Source organism: Pantoea agglomerans NBRC 102470, assembly GCF_001598475.1.
Lineage (GTDB): Bacteria > Pseudomonadota > Gammaproteobacteria > Enterobacterales > Enterobacteriaceae > Pantoea > Pantoea agglomerans.
Map to the genome: position 1 here is coordinate 127,163 of NZ_BCZA01000005.1, position 20,222 is coordinate 147,384.

At 54.1% G+C, this 20,222-nt stretch carries 18 protein-coding genes; 2 read left to right on the plus strand and 16 right to left on the minus strand.

Features of this window, described 5'->3' with window-relative positions:
* Positions 1 to 3: 3 nt before the first annotated feature.
* The 13 genes from nuoM to lrhA form a co-directional block, all read right to left on the minus strand.
* A complete protein-coding gene (nuoM, locus tag PAG01S_RS11090; RefSeq protein WP_010258081.1) occupies positions 4 to 1,524 on the minus strand; it encodes an NADH-quinone oxidoreductase subunit M in 1,521 nt (506 codons plus the stop codon).
* 210 nt (positions 1,525 to 1,734) lie between these two features.
* Entirely contained in the window at positions 1,735 to 3,570 is a 1,836-nt protein-coding gene (gene nuoL / locus PAG01S_RS11095) for an NADH-quinone oxidoreductase subunit L (RefSeq protein WP_010258078.1), read from the minus strand.
* A complete protein-coding gene (nuoK, locus tag PAG01S_RS11100) occupies positions 3,567 to 3,869 on the minus strand; it encodes an NADH-quinone oxidoreductase subunit NuoK (RefSeq protein WP_003854236.1) in 303 nt (100 codons plus the stop codon). The genes nuoL and nuoK overlap by 4 nt, the downstream gene beginning before the upstream one ends.
* The gene (gene nuoJ / locus PAG01S_RS11105; protein WP_010258075.1) at positions 3,866 to 4,417 is read right to left on the minus strand and encodes an NADH-quinone oxidoreductase subunit J; all 552 of its coding nucleotides are present in this window, start codon (positions 4,415 to 4,417) and stop codon (positions 3,866 to 3,868) included. The genes nuoK and nuoJ overlap by 4 nt, the downstream gene beginning before the upstream one ends.
* Before the next feature lie 10 nt (positions 4,418 to 4,427).
* Positions 4,428 to 4,970 carry an NADH-quinone oxidoreductase subunit NuoI gene (nuoI, locus tag PAG01S_RS11110; RefSeq protein WP_003854239.1) on the minus strand — a complete coding sequence of 181 codons (543 nt, stop codon included), beginning with the start codon at positions 4,968 to 4,970 and terminating at the stop codon, positions 4,428 to 4,430.
* Positions 4,971 to 4,981: 11 nt separating this feature from the next.
* Positions 4,982 to 5,959, minus strand: a complete 978-nt coding sequence (gene nuoH, locus PAG01S_RS11115) for an NADH-quinone oxidoreductase subunit NuoH (RefSeq protein ID WP_003854240.1) — start codon at positions 5,957 to 5,959, stop codon at positions 4,982 to 4,984.
* Positions 5,956 to 8,679 carry an NADH-quinone oxidoreductase subunit NuoG gene (nuoG, locus tag PAG01S_RS11120; RefSeq protein WP_022625073.1) on the minus strand — a complete coding sequence of 908 codons (2,724 nt, stop codon included), beginning with the start codon at positions 8,677 to 8,679 and terminating at the stop codon, positions 5,956 to 5,958. The genes nuoH and nuoG overlap by 4 nt, the downstream gene beginning before the upstream one ends.
* Positions 8,680 to 8,791: 112 nt before the next feature.
* The gene (nuoF, locus tag PAG01S_RS11125; protein ID WP_029519446.1) at positions 8,792 to 10,132 is read right to left on the minus strand and encodes an NADH-quinone oxidoreductase subunit NuoF; all 1,341 of its coding nucleotides are present in this window, start codon (positions 10,130 to 10,132) and stop codon (positions 8,792 to 8,794) included.
* 2 nt (positions 10,133 to 10,134) lie between these two features.
* On the minus strand, positions 10,135 to 10,650 hold the full coding sequence (nuoE, locus tag PAG01S_RS11130; protein WP_010258066.1) for an NADH-quinone oxidoreductase subunit NuoE: 516 nt from the start codon (positions 10,648 to 10,650) through the stop codon (positions 10,135 to 10,137).
* Between the two features lie 2 nt (positions 10,651 to 10,652).
* Positions 10,653 to 12,452: an NADH-quinone oxidoreductase subunit C/D gene (gene nuoC / locus PAG01S_RS11135; RefSeq protein ID WP_010258063.1), complete on the minus strand. Its 1,800-nt coding sequence runs from the start codon at positions 12,450 to 12,452 to the stop codon at positions 10,653 to 10,655.
* 113 nt (positions 12,453 to 12,565) lie between these two features.
* Entirely contained in the window at positions 12,566 to 13,243 is a 678-nt protein-coding gene (locus tag PAG01S_RS11140) for a NuoB/complex I 20 kDa subunit family protein (protein WP_003854245.1), read from the minus strand.
* A gap of 15 nt (positions 13,244 to 13,258) precedes the next feature.
* The gene (locus PAG01S_RS11145; RefSeq protein ID WP_010258058.1) at positions 13,259 to 13,702 is read right to left on the minus strand and encodes an NADH-quinone oxidoreductase subunit A; all 444 of its coding nucleotides are present in this window, start codon (positions 13,700 to 13,702) and stop codon (positions 13,259 to 13,261) included.
* Between the two features lie 638 nt (positions 13,703 to 14,340).
* Positions 14,341 to 15,264: a transcriptional regulator LrhA gene (gene lrhA / locus PAG01S_RS11150; RefSeq protein WP_010258055.1), complete on the minus strand. Its 924-nt coding sequence runs from the start codon at positions 15,262 to 15,264 to the stop codon at positions 14,341 to 14,343.
* A gap of 960 nt (positions 15,265 to 16,224) precedes the next feature.
* Between lrhA and PAG01S_RS11155 the strand changes: the two genes are divergently transcribed.
* Together PAG01S_RS11155 and yfbR are read left to right on the plus strand one after the other, a co-directional pair.
* Positions 16,225 to 17,442, plus strand: a complete 1,218-nt coding sequence (locus PAG01S_RS11155) for a pyridoxal phosphate-dependent aminotransferase (protein ID WP_010258051.1) — start codon at positions 16,225 to 16,227, stop codon at positions 17,440 to 17,442.
* Between the two features lie 75 nt (positions 17,443 to 17,517).
* Positions 17,518 to 18,117, plus strand: a complete 600-nt coding sequence (gene yfbR / locus PAG01S_RS11160) for a 5'-deoxynucleotidase (protein WP_010258048.1) — start codon at positions 17,518 to 17,520, stop codon at positions 18,115 to 18,117.
* Positions 18,118 to 18,146: 29 nt separating this feature from the next.
* Here yfbR and PAG01S_RS11165 read toward each other — a convergent pair whose 3' ends face one another.
* From PAG01S_RS11165 to yfbV, 3 genes are all read right to left on the minus strand, one after another.
* Entirely contained in the window at positions 18,147 to 18,806 is a 660-nt protein-coding gene (locus tag PAG01S_RS11165) for a sugar phosphatase (RefSeq protein WP_033767468.1), read from the minus strand.
* A 13-nt stretch (positions 18,807 to 18,819) separates the two neighbouring features.
* Positions 18,820 to 19,314 (minus strand): YfbU family protein, encoded by a 495-nt coding sequence (locus PAG01S_RS11170; RefSeq protein ID WP_062758694.1) that lies wholly within the window; start codon positions 19,312 to 19,314, stop codon positions 18,820 to 18,822.
* 145 nt (positions 19,315 to 19,459) lie between these two features.
* Positions 19,460 to 19,912 (minus strand): terminus macrodomain insulation protein YfbV, encoded by a 453-nt coding sequence (gene yfbV, locus PAG01S_RS11175; protein WP_010258042.1) that lies wholly within the window; start codon positions 19,910 to 19,912, stop codon positions 19,460 to 19,462.
* Positions 19,913 to 20,222: the final 310 nt, after the last annotated feature.

Sequence of the window (20,222 nt, forward strand, 5' to 3'; positions counted from 1 at the left end):
GAATTACGGCCTTGTAGTTGAAATTGAAGCGGTAAACCACTGCTGAATATTGCTCATGGCAGCGTGCGAAGTATCCAGAATCGGCTGTGGATAGACGCCCAGCAGCACCAGCAGCACCACCAGAACACCGATGGTCATAAACTCACGCGGTGACATGCCTGGCAGCGGATCTTTCGATTTCGCTTCGCCGTAGTAAGCGCGCTGCATCATCACCAGCGAGTAAATCGAGGCAAACACCAGACCAAAGGTCGCGATGATGATAATCATCGGCACCACCTGGAAGCTGCCGGTCAGAATCATAAATTCGCCGACGAAGTTACCGGTGCCTGGCATACCGAGGTTGGCAACGGCAAAGAACAGCGACAGACCCGGAATCCATTTGATGCGCGACCACAGGCCACCCATCTGACGCATATCACGAGTATGCAGACGCTCATACAGCTGACCACACAGAATGAAGAGTGCTGCAGCGGAGAGACCGTGCGCAATCATCTGAATCACCGCGCCCTGCAGCGCCAGCTGGCTGCCGGTATAGATGGCAATCAGCACAAAGCCCATGTGCGAAATCGAGGTGTAAGCAATCAGACGTTTGATATCAGTCTGCGAGAAGGCCATCCAGGCACCGTAGAAGATACCGATGATGCCTAACCACATGGCGATTGGCGCAAACTCGGCTGACGCATTCGGGAACAGCGGCAGACTGAAACGCAGTAAACCGTAAGCTGCGGTTTTCAGCAGGATACCCGCCAGGTCGACAGAACCAGCCGTTGGTGCCTGACTGTGCGCATCCGGCAGCCAGCCGTGCAACGGTACCACCGGCATCTTCACCGCAAAGGCGATAAAGAAGCCCAGCATCAGCAGATATTCAACACCGCTCGACATTGGCGTCTGCAGCAGCTGTTCATAGTTGAATGTCCAGACGCCAGTCGCATTGTAGTGGACAAACACCAGGCCCAGAATCGCAATCAGCATCACCAGACCTGAGGCCTGGGTGTAGATGAAGAATTTGGTCGCGGCGGAAATACGGGTTTTGCCGTCCGATGCTTTATGACCCCAGAGCGCGATGAGGAAGTACATCGGCACCAGCATCATTTCCCAGAAGAAGAAGAACAGGAACAGGTCGATGGAGAGGAACACACCGATCACGCCGCCCAGGATCCACATCAGGTTCAGGTGGAAGAAGCCCTGATACTTTGAAATCTCATTCCATGAACAGAGCACCGCCATCAGACCGAGCAGGCCGGTCAGCACCACCATCAGCAGCGACAGGCCATCAATGGCTAAATGGAAGCTGATGCCGAAGCGTGGGATCCACGGAACGGAGAAACTTGACTGCCACTGCGGAATGCCCGCTGCCTGCGTCAGTGAATAGCCTCCCTGCAACCAGAGTTGCAGTGAAAGCGCCAACGTCAGCCCCATAGTGATCAGTGCGATCCAGCGTGGCACCTTCGCGCCGAGGCGCTCAGTGAGCCAGCAGATCAGACCACCGACGAAGGGTATGATAATTAGCCAAGGTAATAACACGGCACACTTCCCTTTTCTTTGTCTTAGTTCGGGCTATCTTACTTGCCATTTTGGCTCCCGGCAGTGCTCGCAATCCTCACATACCTCGGTATGCTCCGGTTGCTGTGCGCTGGCGGTAACCAAACTGGCCGCGACGATAACGCCCTTGCTCAGGACAATTTTTGACATTCTCAATGGGCAGATTAGCTAACCTGCCCCGCTCATCAATCTTTAAATCACCAGCAGCAGAGCCAGCACCAGCACGGCGCCCACGCTCATTGACGCAACGTACCAGCGCAGGTAGCCATTCTCACTGACTACCAGGCCTTTGTTGGCAATACGTGACAGCAGCGCAGGCAGGTTCATCAGGCCATTCAGTGGGTCGCGCTTCAGCAGCCACGCAATACCCAGATAAGGTTTGACGAACACTTTATCGTAGAGCCAGTCGAAGCCCCAGGCCGCAAACCACCAGGTGCCGAAGAAACGGCCTGGTGCACTGTTTGCGATACGGGTAACCAGCTCACGTTTGCCCAGCCACAGCGCGGCAGCGATCAGAATGCCGACAATCGCTACAACGCCCGAGGTGATTTCAAGTCCCACTTTGCCCGCTTCACCGAACTCATTGGCTGGCAGTACACCTGCCAGCGGCGGCGTGATCAGCGCACCAATAAAGGTGGAGAGCAGCAGCAGCACAATCAGCGGCAGATGATGGGTAATACCCTTACCGGCGTGCGCATGAATTTTCTCTTCGCCGTGGAACACGATGAAGATCATACGGAAGGTATAGATAGAGGTCAGGAACGCCCCCACCAGACCCGCAACCATCAGGTTGATGTGACCGTTAGCCAGTGCGCCAAACAGGATCTCATCTTTACTGTAGAAGCCCGCCGTAATCAGCGGCAGTGCCGCCAGCGCCGCGCCGCCCACCAGGAAGCAGGTGTAAACCAGTGGAATGCTCTTACGCAGGCCACCCATTTTGAAAATGTTCTGCTCGTGATGGCAGGCCAGAATCACTGAACCCGAAGAGAGGAACAGCAACGCTTTAAAGAAGGCGTGCGTCATCAGATGGAAAATCGCCGCATCCCACGCCTGAACACCCAGCGCCAGGAACATGTAGCCAATCTGACTCATGGTGGAGTAAGCGAGAACACGTTTGATGTCGGTCTGTACCAGCGCGGCAAAGCCTGCCAGCACCAGGGTAATCGCCCCGATAATCCCGACCAGATGCAGCACTTCCGGCGTCAGCAGGAAGAGACCGTGGCTACGGGCAATAAGGTAGACACCTGCTGTCACCATGGTCGCGGCGTGGATCAGTGCCGAAACCGGTGTCGGACCGGCCATCGCATCTGCCAGCCAGGTCTGTAACGGCAGCTGTGCCGATTTACCGACCGCGCCACCCAGCAGCATCAGCGTTGCCCACTGCAGCATATGGTTATCTGCGGCAAAGTGCGCAGGAGCCAGCTCCATCATCTCGCGGAAGTTCAGCGTGCCCAGCTCGTTGTAGAGGATGAACAGACCAAATGCCAGGAAGACGTCGCCCACGCGGGTAATGATGAACGCTTTCATCGCCGCTTTGCCGTTTTCCGGATTGCTGTAGTAGAAACCGATCAGCAGATAAGAGCAGAGGCCTACCCCTTCCCAGCCCAGATACATCAGCATCAGGTTATCGGCCAGCACCAGAACAACCATGCTGGCGATAAACAGGTTGGTATAGGCGAAGAAGCGGGAGTAGCCCTCTTCTCCACGCATGTACCAGGAGGCGAACATGTGAATGAAGAAACCGACACCGGTCACGACAGACAGCATGGTCAACGACAGGCCATCCAGCGTCAGGTTCACCTTCATGTCGAAGTTGCCGACATGCATCCAGGTCCAGAGCGCCTGCGTGTAGGCTTGCTGGCCGTTGGCGAAGAAGTCAAAACCGACCATCGCCGTGGTCAGGGCCGCCAGACCCACCGATCCCATACCAATCGTGGCCGACAGGTTCTCTGACCAGCGACCGCGCGAAAATGCTAACAGCAGAAAGCCGATCAGCGGAAACAAGACAGTTAAATAGAGAAGATTCATCCGCGCATCTCGCTCACAGTATCAATGTTCAGCGTCTGACGACGACGATAGAGCTGAAGCAGCAGTGCCAGACCAATACTGGCTTCCGCTGCCGCCAGGCTGATCGCCAGGATATACATCACCTGTCCATCGGCCTGACCCCAATAGCTCCCGGCAACCACCAGGGCTAAGGCGGCGGCGTTGATCATGATTTCAAGGCCGATCAGCATAAACAGCAGATTGCGGCGTATTACCAGCGACGTCAGTCCAAGGACAAACAGCACGGCAGCAAGAATCAATCCATGTTGTAACGGGATCATGCGTTCTCCTTTTTCACCTGAGCGGCGTCAGCATTACGGTTACTCAGGACTTCGCCCTGACGCTCTTCGCGACCGATATGGAACGCCACGACCAGACCCGCCAGCAGCAGCATTGAGGCCAGTTCAACCGCCAGTACGTAAGGACCAAACAGGCTGATGCCGACCGCTTTGGCGTCGATGATGGTGCCATCGATGCCCTGATCGTTGGCGGTCAGAATGGCGTAGACCATTACGACCAGCAGCAGCAACGAGACGATACCCGGACCAATCCACAGTGACGGGCTGAGCCACTCACGCTCCTGCTTCTCGGTCTGCTTGCCTAAGTTCAGCATCATGACCACGAAGACGAACAGCACCATAATGGCACCGGCGTAGACGATGATCTCCAGCGCACCGGCAAAATAGGCTCCCATAGAGAAGAAGACGCCCGCGATCGATAACAGCGAAACGATCAGGTACAGCAACGCATGTACCGGATTAGTGTGAGTAATGACGCGCAACGTCGTCAGCACCGCCACCAGCCCGCAAAGATAAAACGCAAATTCCATGCCTTGCTCCTTAAGGTAATAAGCCTTTGACGTCGATAGGCTTCGCTTCGTTTTCTGCTTCGCCCTTATCTTTACCGTCAATCGCCATACCTGCCATGCGGTAGAAGTTGTACTCCGGATATTTACCCGGCCCCGAAATCAGCAGATCGTCCTTCTCATACACCAGATCCTGACGCTTAAACTCACCCAGTTCGAAATCGGGGGTCAGCTGAATCGCAGTGGTCGGACAGGCTTCCTCACACATGCCGCAGAAGATGCAGCGTGAGAAGTTGATACGGAAGAACTCCGGGTACCAGCGGCCATCTTTGGTTTCAGCTTTCTGCAGCGAGATACAGCCAACCGGGCAGGCAACCGCACACAGGTTACAGGCGACGCAACGCTCCTGACCATCCGGATCGCGGGTTAACACGATACGGCCACGATAGCGTGGTGGCAGATAAACCGGCTCTTCCGGATACATCTGAGTTTCACGTTTGGCGAAGGCGTGCAGCCCGATCAGCCAGATACTGCGAACTGTCGTGCCAAAGCCTACGACAATATCTTTCAAAGTCATTTGTTAACCCCTTACGGCGCTGTGTAGAGAATCACTGCGGCAGTCGCCAGCAGGTTCAACAGCGTCAACGGCAGACACACTTTCCAGCCGAATGACAGCACCTGGTCGTAGCGTGGGCGCGGAAGCGCAGCACGAATCAGGATGAACATCATCATAAAGAACGCCGTTTTCAGGGCGAACCAGATGAACGGCGGCAGGAATGGGCCATGCCAGCCACCAAAGAACAGCGTCACAATCAGCGCTGAAACGGTGGTGATCGCCACATATTCGCCGACAAAGAACAGGCCGAACTTCATACCGGCATATTCGATGTGATAACCGTCCGCCAGTTCCTGCTCCGCTTCTGGCTGGTCAAACGGATGACGGTGACACACCGCTACGCCAGCAATACAGAAGGTCACGAAACCGAAGAACTGCGGAATGATGTTCCACAGGTGCGTCTGGCTATTGACGATATCGTTCATATTGAACGAGCCCGCCTGCGCCACCACACCCATCAGCGACAGACCCAGGAACACTTCGTAGCTCAGGGTCTGCGCCGAGGCGCGCATCGCACCCAGCAGCGAGTATTTGTTATTACTCGACCAGCCGGCAAACAGCACCGCGTAGACCGCAAGGCCCGCCATCATCAGGAAGAACAGCAGACCGATATTCAGGTCTGTCACCATCCAGGTTGGCGAAACCGGCACGATAGCAAAGGCCAGCAGCAGTGAAACAAAGGCGATAACCGGCGCAAGGGTAAAGATAAAGCGGTCGGTAAACGGCGGGACCCAGTCCTCTTTAAAGAACATTTTGATCATGTCCGCTACCAGCTGGAGCGAGCCGCCCCAGCCTACGCGGTTTGGTCCGTAACGGTTCTGGAACAGGCCGAGCAGCCGACGCTCGGCGAAGCTCATGAACGCGCCGCAGGCCACAACCACCAGCAGAATCACGATGGCTTTAACAATGGCCAGCAGAATGTCGATAACGTCCGGTGTTAACCAGCTCATTGCGCCGCCTCCTGCAGAGTGTCGATTTTACCGTTCGCCAGGAATGGCGGAACGCCCGGCATGCCCAGCGGCAGACCAATCTGTCCCGCCTGCAGTGACGCCGAGAAACGGACCGGCAGACGCACTGTCTCACCGGCACAGATGAACTCAACCGCCGCGCCATTGTTGACGCCCAGCTTCGCTGCATCTTCCGGGTTAATCACCAGTGCAGGCGGTGCCATACGCTGCTGGAAGACCGGTGAACGTTGTGACATCTCTTCACTACCAAACAGCTGGTAGAGAGGGGCCACGCGCCACTGCGCTTCACTGACGAATGCCGCCGGAACGTTGCTGAACCAGGGCAGACTGGCTGCGCTGGCTTCAAACAGCCGTACACCCGGATCGCCATTACGCAGTTTGCCGCCCACTTCAACCTGGAACTTGTTCCACGCCTGCGGTGAGTTCCAGCCCGGTGCCCAGGCAAACGGAATCTGCGAACGCGGTGCGCCTGGCTGGTTGTTCCCTTCCATTGAGAAGGCGAACATCGTGTCCTGATCCTGCGGCTGACGCGGTTCGTGCACGCTGATATTGGCGCGCGCCGCGGTACGGCCACTGGCACGGTGCGGTGAACGCGACAGTTTCTGTCCACGAATACGGAAGCTGGCATCCGGTGCCGCATCCTTGATTCCGGCCAGCTGTGGCAGATGACTCACCACCGCATCGATCACGTGGTCCAGCTGCGTCCAGTCAACGTGACGGCTTTCCAGCGTGCTGTGCAGCGAATGCAGCCAGCGCCAGCTCTCCAGCATCACTACGTTGTTGTCATAGTAAGAAGGATCGTAAACCTGGAAGAAACGCTGTGCGCGGCCTTCATGGTTAATCGAGGTGCCATCACTTTCGGCGAAGCTGGCGGTTGATAACACCAGACCCGCTTTCTCCAGCGTCGCGGTGCGCTGATGATCAACCACAATCACGTTAGTGGTCTGGGCCAGCGCCGCATCCACCAGCGCTTTCGGTGCATGGCGATAGAGGTCATTTTCCAGTACCACCAGCGCATCGGCTTCACCGTTGCTCAGCTGCTCCAGCGCGCTTTCCAGAGGATTGCCGCCCATCAGGCCAAGACCCACGCTGTTGGCGTGTCCCGCCAGCAGCGTAATCCCGACGTCGGCACCGCGCGCTTTGAGCGCTTTGGCCACGTTGGCAGCCGCTTCGATCATCGCGCTGCTGCCGGAATGGGTCCCGGAAATAATTAACGGTTTTTTCGCTCCGGCCAGCGCCTGCACGATGACATCCATTTTGCCGTTCAGTTTGCTGTCGAAATCGGTCACCGCCGGAGCGGTTTCATCCAGCGCACTGGCGATAGCGAAACCGAGACGCGCCTGATCTTCAACCGGTGCGCGATAGCTCCATGCCGCGATATCATCCAGACGGGTTTCATCGACGTTAGTGATAAACAGCGGATGTTTCGCATTCTGACCGATGTTCAGGATCGCGGCGATCTGCCAGTCTGCTACTTTCTGAGCGGCAGCCATGTCGCGCGCTTTGCCTTTCACGGCCTGACGCACTGACAGCGCCACGCGTGCGCCAACCTGGGTCAGATCTTCGCCCAGCACCAGCACCGCATCGTAGCTTTCAATTTCACGCAGCGATGGCGTATAGATACCGCCCTCACGCAGAATTTTCAGCATCAGTTCAAGCCGGGCCTGCTCGCCCGCTGGCATGCCGGTAGAGAAGTTCTCTGCACCGACCAGTTCACGCAGCGCGAAGTTACTTTCAATGCTGGCGCGCGGCGAGCCGATACCGATCACTTTTTTCGCCTGACGCAGCAAATCTGCACCGGCATTGACCGCCTGCTCTGCGTTCAGCGTCACCCAGTCGTTGCCGCGCAGCAGCATCGGCTGGCGTGGGCGATCTTTACGGTTCACGTAGCCATAGCCAAAGCGGCCACGGTCACACAGGAAATAGTGGTTTACGGTGCCGTTATAACGGTTTTCGATACGGCGTAACTCACCATAACGCTCACCCGGGCTGGTGTTACAGCCCACACTGCACTGCTGGCAGATGCTCGGCGCAAACTGCATATCCCATTTACGGTTATAGCGTTCGGAGTGCGTTTTATCGGTGAAGACGCCGGTCGGGCAGATTTCAACCAGGTTACCAGAGAATTCGCTCTCCAGCGTGCCATCTTCCGGACGACCGAAGTAGACGTTGTCGTGTGCGCCGTAGACACCCAGATCCTTGCCATCGGCATAATCTTTGTAGTAACGCACGCAGCGGTAACAGGCGATACAGCGGTTCATCTCATGGGAGATGAACGGGCCGAGATCCTGATTACGGTGGGTACGTTTGGTGAAGCGATAGCGGCGGAAGCTGTGGCCGGTCATTACTGTCATATCCTGCAGGTGACAGTTACCGCCCTCTTCACACACCGGACAGTCGTGCGGGTGGTTGGTCATCAGCCACTCCACCACGCTTTCGCGGAACTCTTTCGCTTCGCCATCATCGATGGAGATGAATGTGCCGTCAGAGGCCGGCGTCATGCAGGACATGACAAGACGGCCGCGGGTATCTTCGGCATTCTGGAATTGCTTTACCGCACACTGGCGGCAGGCCCCAACGCTTCCCAGCGCCGGATGCCAGCAAAAGTAAGGAATATCAAGGCCCAGAGAGAGACATGCCTGTAGCAGGTTGTCCGCTCCGTTCACATCATACTCTTTACCGTCTACATGAATTGTAGCCATAGTGACATGCTTCCGTAAGGCTCGTCAGAGACGAGCGTTAATCATATTCTTGCCCCGACGCACGACATTGTCGGGGCGGCGGCACCAGGCCTGTTCCGTGTTCTTCGGCGAATTACCAGCGCGCTTTCAGCAGGTTTGGCTGGATCCCGCCAATGGCGCGGGTATTGCCAAACACCTGCGGTGCCATGCCGGCTTCAAACTCTTCACGGAAATATTTAATCGCACTCTGCAGGGGCTCAACCGCACCCGGCGCATGCGCACAGAAGGTTTTACCCGGGCCAAGCTGACGGCAGAGTTGCAGTAAGGTTTCGATATCGCCTGGCTGACCCTGCTTCTGCTCCAGCGCACGCAGAATTTTTACGCTCCACGGCAGGCCATCGCGACACGGTGTACACCAGCCGCACGACTCACGGGCAAAGAACTCTTCCAGGTTACGCACCAGCGAGACCATGTTGATCTCGTGATCGACCGCCATCGCCAGCGCCGTACCCAGACGACTGCCCGCTTTGCCGATGCTGGCAAACTCCATGGGCAGATCCAGGTGCTGGTCGGTCAGGAAGTCAGTCCCTGCCCCGCCGGGCTGCCAGGCTTTGAACTTCAGTCCGTCACGCATACCGCCCGCATAATCTTCAAGGATTTCACGTGCGGTGATACCAAATGGCAGCTCCCAGACGCCGGGATTTTTAACCCGTCCGGAGAAGCCCATCATTTTGGTACCGGCATCTTCGCTTTTAGAGATGTTTTTGTACCACTCCACGCCGTTGGCCAGAATCGCCGGAACGTTGGAGAGGGTTTCCACGTTGTTCACGCAGGTCGGTTTGCCCCACGCGCCCGCACTCGCCGGGAATGGCGGTTTCGAACGCGGATTTGCACGACGGCCTTCCAGTGAGTTAATCAGTGCCGTCTCTTCGCCGCAGATATAACGACCTGCGCCGGTGTGGACGATCAACTCAAAGTCGAAGCCGGTACCGAGAATATTTTTACCGATATAGCCCGCTTCCGTCGCTTCAGCAATCGCACGACGCAGATGCACCGCGGCTTCAATGTATTCGCCACGTAAGAAGATATAGCCACGGTAAGCCTTCAGCGCAAAGGCGCTGATCAGCATGCCTTCCACCAGCTGGTGAGGCATCTGCTCCATCAGCAGGCGGTCTTTATAGGTGCCCGGCTCCATCTCATCGGCGTTACACAGCAGGTAACGGATATTCATCGACTCATCTTTCGGCATCAGGCTCCACTTCAGCCCGGTGGAGAAGCCCGCACCGCCGCGCCCTTTCAGGCCTGAATCTTTTACTGCCGCAACGATTTCATCCTGCGACATGCTTTTCAGCGCTTTTTCCGCACCGGCATAGCCGTTTTTACTGCGATATTCGTCAAGCCAGACAGGTTGCTTGTCGTCACGCATCCGCCAGGTCAGCGGATGGGTTTCTGCAGTGCGAATGATCTGTTTAATTGTCATTGATACTGCTCCAGCAAACCAGGGATGCCTTCCGGCGTCAGATGCACATGCGTGTCTTCATCCACCATCATCGTTGGCCCCTTATCGCAGTTACCCAGACAGCAGGTTGGCAGCAGTGTAAAGCGGCCATCGGCAGTGGTCTGACCCGGTTTGATATTCAGTTGCTGTTCCAGTGCTGACTGGATGCCCTGATAACCGGTGATATGACAGACCACGCTGTCACAGTAACGGATCACATGACGGCCAACCGGCTGACGGAAGATCTGGCTGTAAAATGTCGCCACACCTTCAACATCACTCGCCGGGATACCCAGTACCTCGGCAATCGCATTGATGGCGCCGTCCGGCACCCATCCGCGCTGTTTCTGCACGATCTTCAGCGCTTCAATCGAGGCTGCACGCGCATCTTCGTAGTGGTGTTTTTCGTGCTCAATGGCGTGATGCTCTTCCGCGCTCAGCACGAAGACCTCGTTAGGGTCGATCGTTTTAATGGCAATGTGTTGATCGTGCATAATTAGCGGTCCACGTCTGACATAACAAAATCGATACTACCCAGATATACGATCAGGTCGGATACCAGGCTGCCACGGATTACTGAAGGAATCTGCTGCAGATGCGGGAAGCTCGGCGTACGCACGCGGGTGCGGTAGCTCATGGTGCTGCCATCGCTGGTCAGGTAGTAGCTGTTGATCCCTTTCGTCGCTTCAATCATCTGGAACGACTCATTGGCTGGCATCACAGGCCCCCACGAAACCTGCAGGAAGTGCGTGATCAGCGTTTCAATATGCTGCAACGTGCGCTCTTTCGGTGGCGGCGTGGTCAGCGGATGATCCGCTTTAAACGGACCCTCTGGCATGTTGTTGAGACATTGCTCAAGAATGCGCAGCGACTGCCACATCTCTTCCATTTTCAGCATGACGCGGCTGTAAGCATCGCTGATGCCGTCGCCGACCGGGATTTCAAAATCGAAGTTTTCGTAGCCGGAGTAGGGACGCCATTTACGTACGTCAAAGTCGAGACCGGTAGCACGCAGACCAGCACCGGTAGTGCCCCACGCCAGCGCCTCTTCCATGTTGTAAGCGGCAACGCCTTTGGAACGGCCAATCAGTACGCTGTTGCGCAGTGCCGCTTTGTCATACTCTTTAAGACGTTTTGGCATCCAGTCGAGGAAGTCACGCAGCAGACGTTCCCAGCCTCGCGGCAGGTCATGCGCGACACCACCGATGCGGAACCACGCCGGGTGCATACGGAAACCGGTAATCGCCTCAACCACGTCATAGATTTTCTGACGGTCGGTAAAGGCAAAGAACACCGGCGTCATGGCCCCGACGTCCTGAATAAAGGTGGAGATATAAAGCAGGTGGCTGTTGATGCGGAACAGCTCAGAGAGCATCACGCGGATCACATTAACGCGATCGGGCACCACGATACCGGCCAGTTTCTCCACCGCCAGTACGTACGGCATTTCGTTTACGCAGCCGCCGAGGTACTCGATGCGGTCAGTGTAAGGAATGTAGCTGTGCCACGACTGACGCTCGCCCATCTTTTCGGCACCACGGTGGTGATAGCCGATGTCAGGCACGCAGTCGACAATCTCTTCACCATCCAGCTGCAGAATGATGCGGAATGCCCCGTGCGCCGACGGGTGGTTAGGCCCGAGGTTCAGGAACATGAAGTCTTCGTTGGTGGTGCTGCGCTTCATGCCCCAGTCTTCAGGCTTAAAGGTCAGCGCTTCCATCTCCAGATCTTCTTTCTGCTTGGTCAGCGTAAACGGATCGAATTCGGTGGCGCGCGCCGGGTAATCTTTACGCAGCGGATGGCCTTCCCAGGTCGACGGCATCATGATGCGCGTCAGATGCGGGTGACCATCAAAGGTGATACCAAACATCTCCCAGGTTTCACGCTCATACCAGTTGGCATTCGGGAAAAGGCGGGTGATGGTCGGCAGATGCATATCGTTTTCAGAGAGTGCCACCTTGAGCATGATGTCGCGGTTGCGTTCAATCGACAGCAGGTGGTAGAAAACGGAAAAATCCGCCGCAGGCAGGCCTGCACGGTGGGTACGTAAACGCTCATCCACGCCATGCAGGTCATACAGCATGACGTAAGGCTTGGGTAATTTACGCAGGAACTCGATAATTTCCAGTATCTGTTCACGCTTCACCCACACCACCGGAATACCGGTACGGGTTGGCTGAACAGTGAAGGCATCCGGCCCAAAACGGTTACGCAACTCGCCGATCACCGGGTCATCAAGGTGATCACGGGTTTGCCATGAAGGCTGAGCGAGATCTTGCGTGGTCAAATCTGTCATACGTTACTCACCATTCCGGCCTGGTCTCAGGCACTCAAATGAAGGCGTCAGGATGGGGCCATGCATTAAATTGTGATGTTCTGCTGCAGGCGCTGTTTTCCATCCATACGGTTTTAAACTTCGTCCGGGCTGCGCAGGTTTGTGACTGCAATGCGCTCGCCGCGTTTTCTTTCACGCTCAGATGGCATGTTGGCGCGATAAACGCCCTGATCGCCAACCACCCATGAGAGCGGACGGCGCTCTTTGCCGATCGACTCCTGCAACAGCAGCAGTGCCTGCATATACGCTTCAGGACGTGGCGGACAGCCAGGAATATAAACATCGACCGGCAGGAATTTATCGACACCCTGCACCACGGAATAGATGTCATACATGCCGCCAGAGTTGGCGCAGGCACCCATGGAAATCACCCATTTGGGTTCCAGCATCTGATCGTACAAACGCTGAATAACCGGGGCCATTTTGGTGAACGGCGTACCGGCAATGACCATGAAATCGGCCTGACGTGGCGAAGCGCGCATAACTTCGGCGCCAAAACGTGCCACGTCGTGGACCGCGGTGAACGATGTTGTCATCTCAACGTAACAACAGGACAGGCCAAAGTTATAAGGCCAGAGGGAGTTTTTACGCCCCCAGTTCACCATGTCATGCAGGGCATTTTCGAGTTTGCCCATATAAACGCTGCGATGAACGTGCTGCTCCAGCGGATCGCTGACGATTTCCTGCTTTTGCAGAGGATAACGGTCGTTCTCACCACCGTTCGGGTCTATGCGGGTGAGCGTATAGTCCATCTTATTGCCTCTCTTTTACTGCTTATGAGGATTGGTGTGGCTGACCGTAGTGGTTTTGACCACCACGCGACGGCGAGCTGGAGCCCAGTCCAGTGCGCCAATGCGTACCAGATAGACCAGACCCGCCAGGAGCACCAAAATGAAAATTGCGGCTTCCACAAAGCCGATCCAACCGCTTTCACGGATTGAAGTCGCCCATGCGTATAAAAAGAGGGCTTCGACGTCGAAGATGACGAAAAACATCGCAACCAGATAAAATTTCGCCGACAGGCGGATATGGGTATCACCAACGGATTCAATGCCCGATTCGAATGGCGTATCTTTGTAGCGGGCGCGCGCTCTGCCGCCAAGCAGCCATCCTCCGGTCAGCATGAAAGCACACAGGCCAAAGGCAATAACGATAAATACGATAAACGCCCAGTGCTGAGCGATGATTTCGGTGGTAGTTGACATACTCATTGCTTACTCATCAAAAGTGGCGCTGGCATCCTGCACGCGTTTCCCGCAGCAAACTGACCACATCGATTCAAGGGAAGGATAAAAACCTTTCAAATGTCGCTGTTATTACGTAATAAGCAGCTATTTTATGGGGTTTTTTACTCCTTTCTATAACCTTTTGTCAACTTTGACAAAAGTATCCAAACATTATTTCACACCTGCATCATATTATTAACAAATGATGCCCCGCTTTCCAGCTAAATCGCTTCAGTCTGTAGGGTTAATTTTAGTGTAGCGGGTATTCACATGCATGGATCGTGCATTTAACAAACATATTTTGACAGGTATCACTGAATTTTCCCTCCCCTTTCCAGGGCTATTTTTTTGATCCAGAACACACTTTTGCCCTTTATGCGTTAATTTTCCCCACCTGAAACGGTGATTCGGAACAAAGCGTTCGGTTTTTTGGTCTGGATGTTTCAATTAAGCAGGTGGTGAAACTTTTTTAGTCGGGTCAGGAGAGGCAGATGAGCAGTAAGGAATATCGGACGAGGGTCAGGCACAAAAAAGCCTCTCGTTCTTTTCAGGGAAGGAGAGGCTTATTTATAAGCGTTTATTAAGGCAATCACGCAGGTATTGAGTACAACACGTTAGCGAAATTACTCTTCGTCATCCAGCAACAGTGAACCGTCGGGATTATTGCTCAGGTTATAAGGATCATTGGTGGACTGCATGGCATTGAAGATAGCCAGCGCCAGTTCATTATCGCTGTCAGGATTACGGCACAGCAGATATTGCGTATCCGGCAGTACCGGCAGTCCTTCAGCTGCACCCATAACACGCAGTTCCGGGCTCATCATCTCGACCGGACGTGCCGTCACGCCCAGTCCCGCTTTCACCGCTGCGCGTACTGCAGCCAGTGTGGAAGCGACATAAGAGATACGCCACGGGATGCCCGCTTCGTTGAGATGATCGATAGCCATATCACGATAAGGACTTGGCTCATCCAGCAATACCAGTGGAATGGCTTCGCCACGCTGGAAGATATAATCCGCTGCGCAGTACCACAAGGTAGGTGAAGTACGCAGTACCTGATAGGTAAAATTGCCCGGGCTGGAAGTGGTCACAACCAGGTCCACTTCACCCTGATTGAGCATTTCCATCATAAACGGATTACGTTTAACCCGCACATCGATTGCCAGTTTCGGATAAACCGAGGTCACCCGGTTTAGCAGGAACGGCAGAATAGTGTCAGAGGTGTCATCAGAGGCGCCAATAGTCAGCACGCCCTGAATGTTGCTGTACATCAGAGATGTGCAGGCTTCGTCGTTAAAACGAAGAATTTTTCTCGCATAGCCTAAAAGCTGGATACCGTGCTCCGTCAGAAGCTTATTACGTCCATGTCTGGCAAACAGCTCTTTACCTACCAATTGTTCCAGACGTTGCATCTGCTGACTGACTGCTGACTGGGTTCTGCAGACCGCTGCAGCGGCTGCTGCAAAGGTATTCAAATCCGCAACGGCAACGAAGGTTCTCAGCAGATCGAGGTCGAGATTCAGTATCGGACGATTTGCATTAGTCATGTTTTTTCTTCACTTATAAGATTTTTACGAACTACTACCCTGGTGTTATCACAAGCTTATCAAAGTGATAAGCAGTAATGGTGCTCAATGACAGTCCTGTGTGAAGACTGACACAAAAAAAGTTTATGTGGATCCTGCACTGTTGACTCCTCTGAAGGGTCATAGTGCTATTCAAGACAGATACAACTTCTGAACCGATGGCGCTGGGTGCGCAAATGCAGGAAGCTGCGTAGTTGTCTTATTCCCATCAGAAAGAATCGTGTGGGATAGAAAGCGCACTTTACGGGCTATCAAAGCGAAGCGGCAAAGTGCACTAAATAATAAATTATACTTAATCATTTTTGACTTCAAAATGGAAATGATTTTGTGAAAAGCGCTGTAAATTTTGTGCTAAAGGCATTTCCAGACCCTTATGCCACATTATTGATCACTTTTTAAGCCTTCAGCGTTCTGAAATTTAGTGAGGAAGTGTTAAGTACGGCTCACAATCCTGCAATAAAGGTGCCATATGAAGCTCTGCTTTTGGCACTTTTCCGGCGAACACAAGGCCTTAAACACGCCACTCTTAAGCAGCGTTAAGGCGTAATCTTCAGGCACGCTCTAAAATCGTCCATAATTTGAACATTTATAAAATATCCTTTAACTATTTCTCTAAGTGTATATTTCAGGTGCAAAGAAAAGTTCCATTTCAATAACTTCCAGATAGCGTTCATGATGCTAAAGCCATATGTCGGTTCAGCAGCGCTTTGGACAAGTTAAAATCCTGCATTAATGCCAATTTATGGTTTTATTAACCAGTTTACGCGACAACAAATATTTTTTACGCTGCGCACCGGGCAAAAAGTTGTTGAACCCGCCAAAACGGGGCGGCACCCTTCTTTTGTGACTGTCAGGAGAGTACATTGTGCTGGTTGGATTTCTGTGGCAGCCAAAAGGATTCTGCCCATTAAGGCGGTAACAATGACTTTTCAAATTGATAAATCCGGAAAACTCGATAACGTCTGCTATGACATCCGTGGCCCGGTACTGAAAGAGGCTAAGCGCCTCGAAGAAGAAGGTAACAAAGTACTGAAGCTGAACATTGGCAATCCGGCGCCGTTTGGTTTTGAAGCACCGGATGAGATACTGGTCGATGTTATTCGTAACCTTCCCAGCTCTCAGGGCTATTGTGACTCCAAGGGTCTCTATTCCGCCCGTAAAGCGATCATGCAGCACTACCAGGCGCGCGACATGCGCGATGTCACCGTAGAAGATATCTACATTGGCAACGGTGTTTCAGAACTCATCGTGCAGGCGATGCAGGCGTTACTGAACAGCGGCGACGAAATGCTGGTGCCGGCCCCCGACTATCCGTTATGGACGGCTGCGGTTTCCCTCTCCAGCGGTAAAGCAGTGCACTATCTCTGTGACGAATCAGCAGGCTGGTTCCCTGACCTCGATGATATCCGCAGCAAGATAACGCCTCGTACCCGCGGCATCGTGATTATCAACCCGAATAACCCCACTGGCGCGGTCTACAGCAAAGAGCTGCTGTTAGAGGTGGTTGAAATTGCGCGTCAGCATAACCTGATTATTTTCGCCGATGAGATCTACGACAAGATCCTCTATGACGATGCACAGCATCACTGCATCGCAGCGCTGGCACCCGATCTGCTGACTGTTACCTTTAATGGCCTTTCTAAAACCTATCGCGTTGCCGGTTTCCGTCAGGGCTGGATGGTACTGAACGGGCCAAAGAAACATGCTAAAGGCTATATAGAAGGACTGGAGATGCTCGCCTCGATGCGCCTGTGTGCCAACGTACCGGCGCAGCATGCGATTCAGACGGCGCTGGGCGGCTACCAGAGCATTAGCGAATTTATCATGCCGGGTGGTCGTCTCTACGAGCAGCGGCAGCGCGCCTGGGAGTTGATTAATGATATCCCAGGCGTCAGCTGTGTGAAGCCGCAGGGCGCGCTTTATATGTTCCCGAAAATCGATGCCAAAAAATTCAACATTTTCGACGATCAGAAGATGGTGCTGGATTTTCTGTTACAGGAGAAGGTGCTGCTGGTTCAGGGCAGTGCCTTTAACTGGCCTTGGCCCGATCACCTGCGCATTGTTACGCTGCCTCGTGTGGATGATCTTGAGATGGCGATCAATAAATTTGGCCGCTTCCTGCAAGGCTATCGTCAATAATCGGGCCCGCGTATACTGACGCTATTTGGGGAGAGCCAGAGCCTGTCTCTCCCCCGCCAGCCAACAGGAACGCTCATGACACAAAGCCACTTCTTTGCTCATCTCTCCCGTCTTAAGCTGATCAATCGCTGGCCGCTGATGCGCAATGTGCGCACCGAAAATGTCTCCGAACACAGTCTGCAGGTCGCTATGGTGGCGCATGCCCTGGCCGTGATCAAAAACCTTAAATTCAACGGGTCGCTTAATGCCGATCACATTGCCATGCTGGCGCTTTACCACGATGCCAGCGAAGTACTCACCGGCGATTTACCGACTCCGGTAAAATATTACAACGCGCAGATCGCCCACGAATATAAGAAAATCGAGAAGATTGCTCAGCAGAAGCTGATTGAGATGCTGCCTGAAGAGTTTCAGGCGATCTATCGCCCGCTGATCGATGAGCATCTGCACAGCGAAGAGGAGCAGGCGGTTGTGAAACAGGCGGATGCGCTCTGTGCATATGTAAAATGTCTTGAGGAGTTGTCTGCCGGGAACAACGAATTTTTACTGGCCAAAGCGCGGCTGGAAAAGACCCTGGCACTTCGGCGTTCACCGGAGATGGATTACTTCGTTGAGGTGTTTATTCCGAGCTTCAGCCTGTCACTGGATGAAATCTCGCAGGATACGCCACTCTAAGCCCGGCGGTCTGGCCGCCGGGCCAGCCCTTAAGCCTGCTGACGGAAGGTAAAGCTGCCGTCAGACTCGCGGGTTATCACCAGTGACGCCAGTGAGTCGAGCTGAAGCGCTACCTCATCCAGCCGGGGTGTCTCCGCCGGCGCATTGATGGCAATCACCGCACAGCCAGCATTCAGGCCGGATAAGATTCCGGCAGGTGCATCTTCTGCAACCACGCACGATGTCGCCGCTAATCCCAGCTTCTCCGCGCCAAGCAGGTAGGGATCGGGCTCCGGTTTGCCCTTAGCCACCTGTTCAGCGGTAATAAACACGGCAGGCTTCGGTAAGCCTGCGGCTTTATGACGTGCATGTGCGACCGGCACTGAACCGGAAGTGACAATCGCCCAGGGAATCTGCAGTTCGTTCAGCCGGTTCAGCAACGCGTTGGCCCCTGGCAGCGCCTGCACACCGTCGGTGTCCGCCGCTTCAGCCTGCTCCAGCGCAACAAACTCCGCCTGAATAGCCTCTTCCGACTGGCCTGCCATGAAATGACGCAGAGAGGTGATCGCCTGTTTGCCATGAATGAAATCCAGGATCTCATCAGCCTCGATGCCATGACGGGCACCCCACTGGCTCCAGGCTCGTTCAACCGCTGGCAGTGAATCCACCAGCGTGCCGTCTAAATCAAATAGAAAACCTCTGTAGGTCACGCGCTACTCCTCATCAGGCATTAATCACTTGCGCAATTTCTTTTGCACTTAAATGGTACTGGCGCGGACAAGTCTGCCACAAAGCTAACATCCGTTGATACTTTTCCCACATCGGGGTCTGCGCATTAAAACCATGGGTGCCGGAATCGAAGTGGGTATAACGCCCTTCTGTATTGACCATAAAACGGACATAACCCAGCAGGCGCGCTTCCGTTGCCGCATCGAAGCCCAGAAAGGCCAGACGCCGCTCTTCAAGCTCACCTTTCTCTTTAAGGTTCGACCAGGAGACGTGGAGAGCGTGATGCATTTCCATAATGTCGATTACCGTCCGGCAGATCGCTTCGCTGAGTTCGCCAAACTCTTTGTCCAGCTCCCGCATCTGCAGCGCATAACCGCGTTCGATGATGGTCTGGTAACGACGAAAACGTTCCGCATTTTCCGGCTCAAGCATGGCCATCATTTTGTACTGATTAGTGAGAATCAAACGCTGCGCATGGGTCATTTCCATCATTTACTCCCGGTCAGAGACCGCTCAGTTAATCGACAATGGAGAAATCATTGCACAGCGTTAGCGACACGGAAATCGCCGTATCACCATTCTTTGATTTGGCCGCAGGTTAGCGGTAAATATTTTACCGCCAGCCCGGGATAGGTCAGAGATCGTCGAGGAAAGTGCGGTCGAGTTGTTTGAACGCCCGCTTTAGCAGATCGGCCAGCGCCTGATAGGTCGGCTTGCCTTCTACTGGCGCTGTCGCCTGCCCCGCTTCTTCCAGCCGGGCACGAACTTCATGAAACCAGTTAAGCAGCGTCGGCGGCAGCGGCGTCACAGAACGCTTTCCCAGCCACCATAATCCCTGCATCGGCAGGGTACAGGCAAACAGCGCGGTCGCCACGGCCGGGCCTAACTGACCGCCCATCGCGATCTGCCAGGTCAGCGTAAAAATCGCCAAAGGGGGCATAAAGCGAATAGCAAAACGCGTTGCCGATGAAACACGGTTTTCCGGGAACATGGGTGCCAGGCGCTTATCAGCCGGCCAGGTCTTCATATAGTGTTGGCCGCGCTGAAACATCCGAAACCAATTGGTACTGCCAGATTCATTCGCCATGGCTCACCTCAACTAATGCTGTAAAAATTAAAAAATAGTTATAACTACACAACTTTACGTGACATCCTTCAATTATTTTTGTCTTTAAAGGTGACTCCAGCTATTCTGACGCCGTTTTACCCCCTTTCCGGAAGCGGATTGCGCTTTTGGGAAGAGACCTGAGCCAGGTTCAGACGAGGCAATCTTCAAATTTTCGCGTAAGATTGCCGAAATTTTTTGCGGAAATGCAGAATTCTGTCTACCGCATGATGTTTGTCATTAATCTACCAGCTTTCATGGGCTACGCTGTTAGTCTGATTGCGTTTTATTT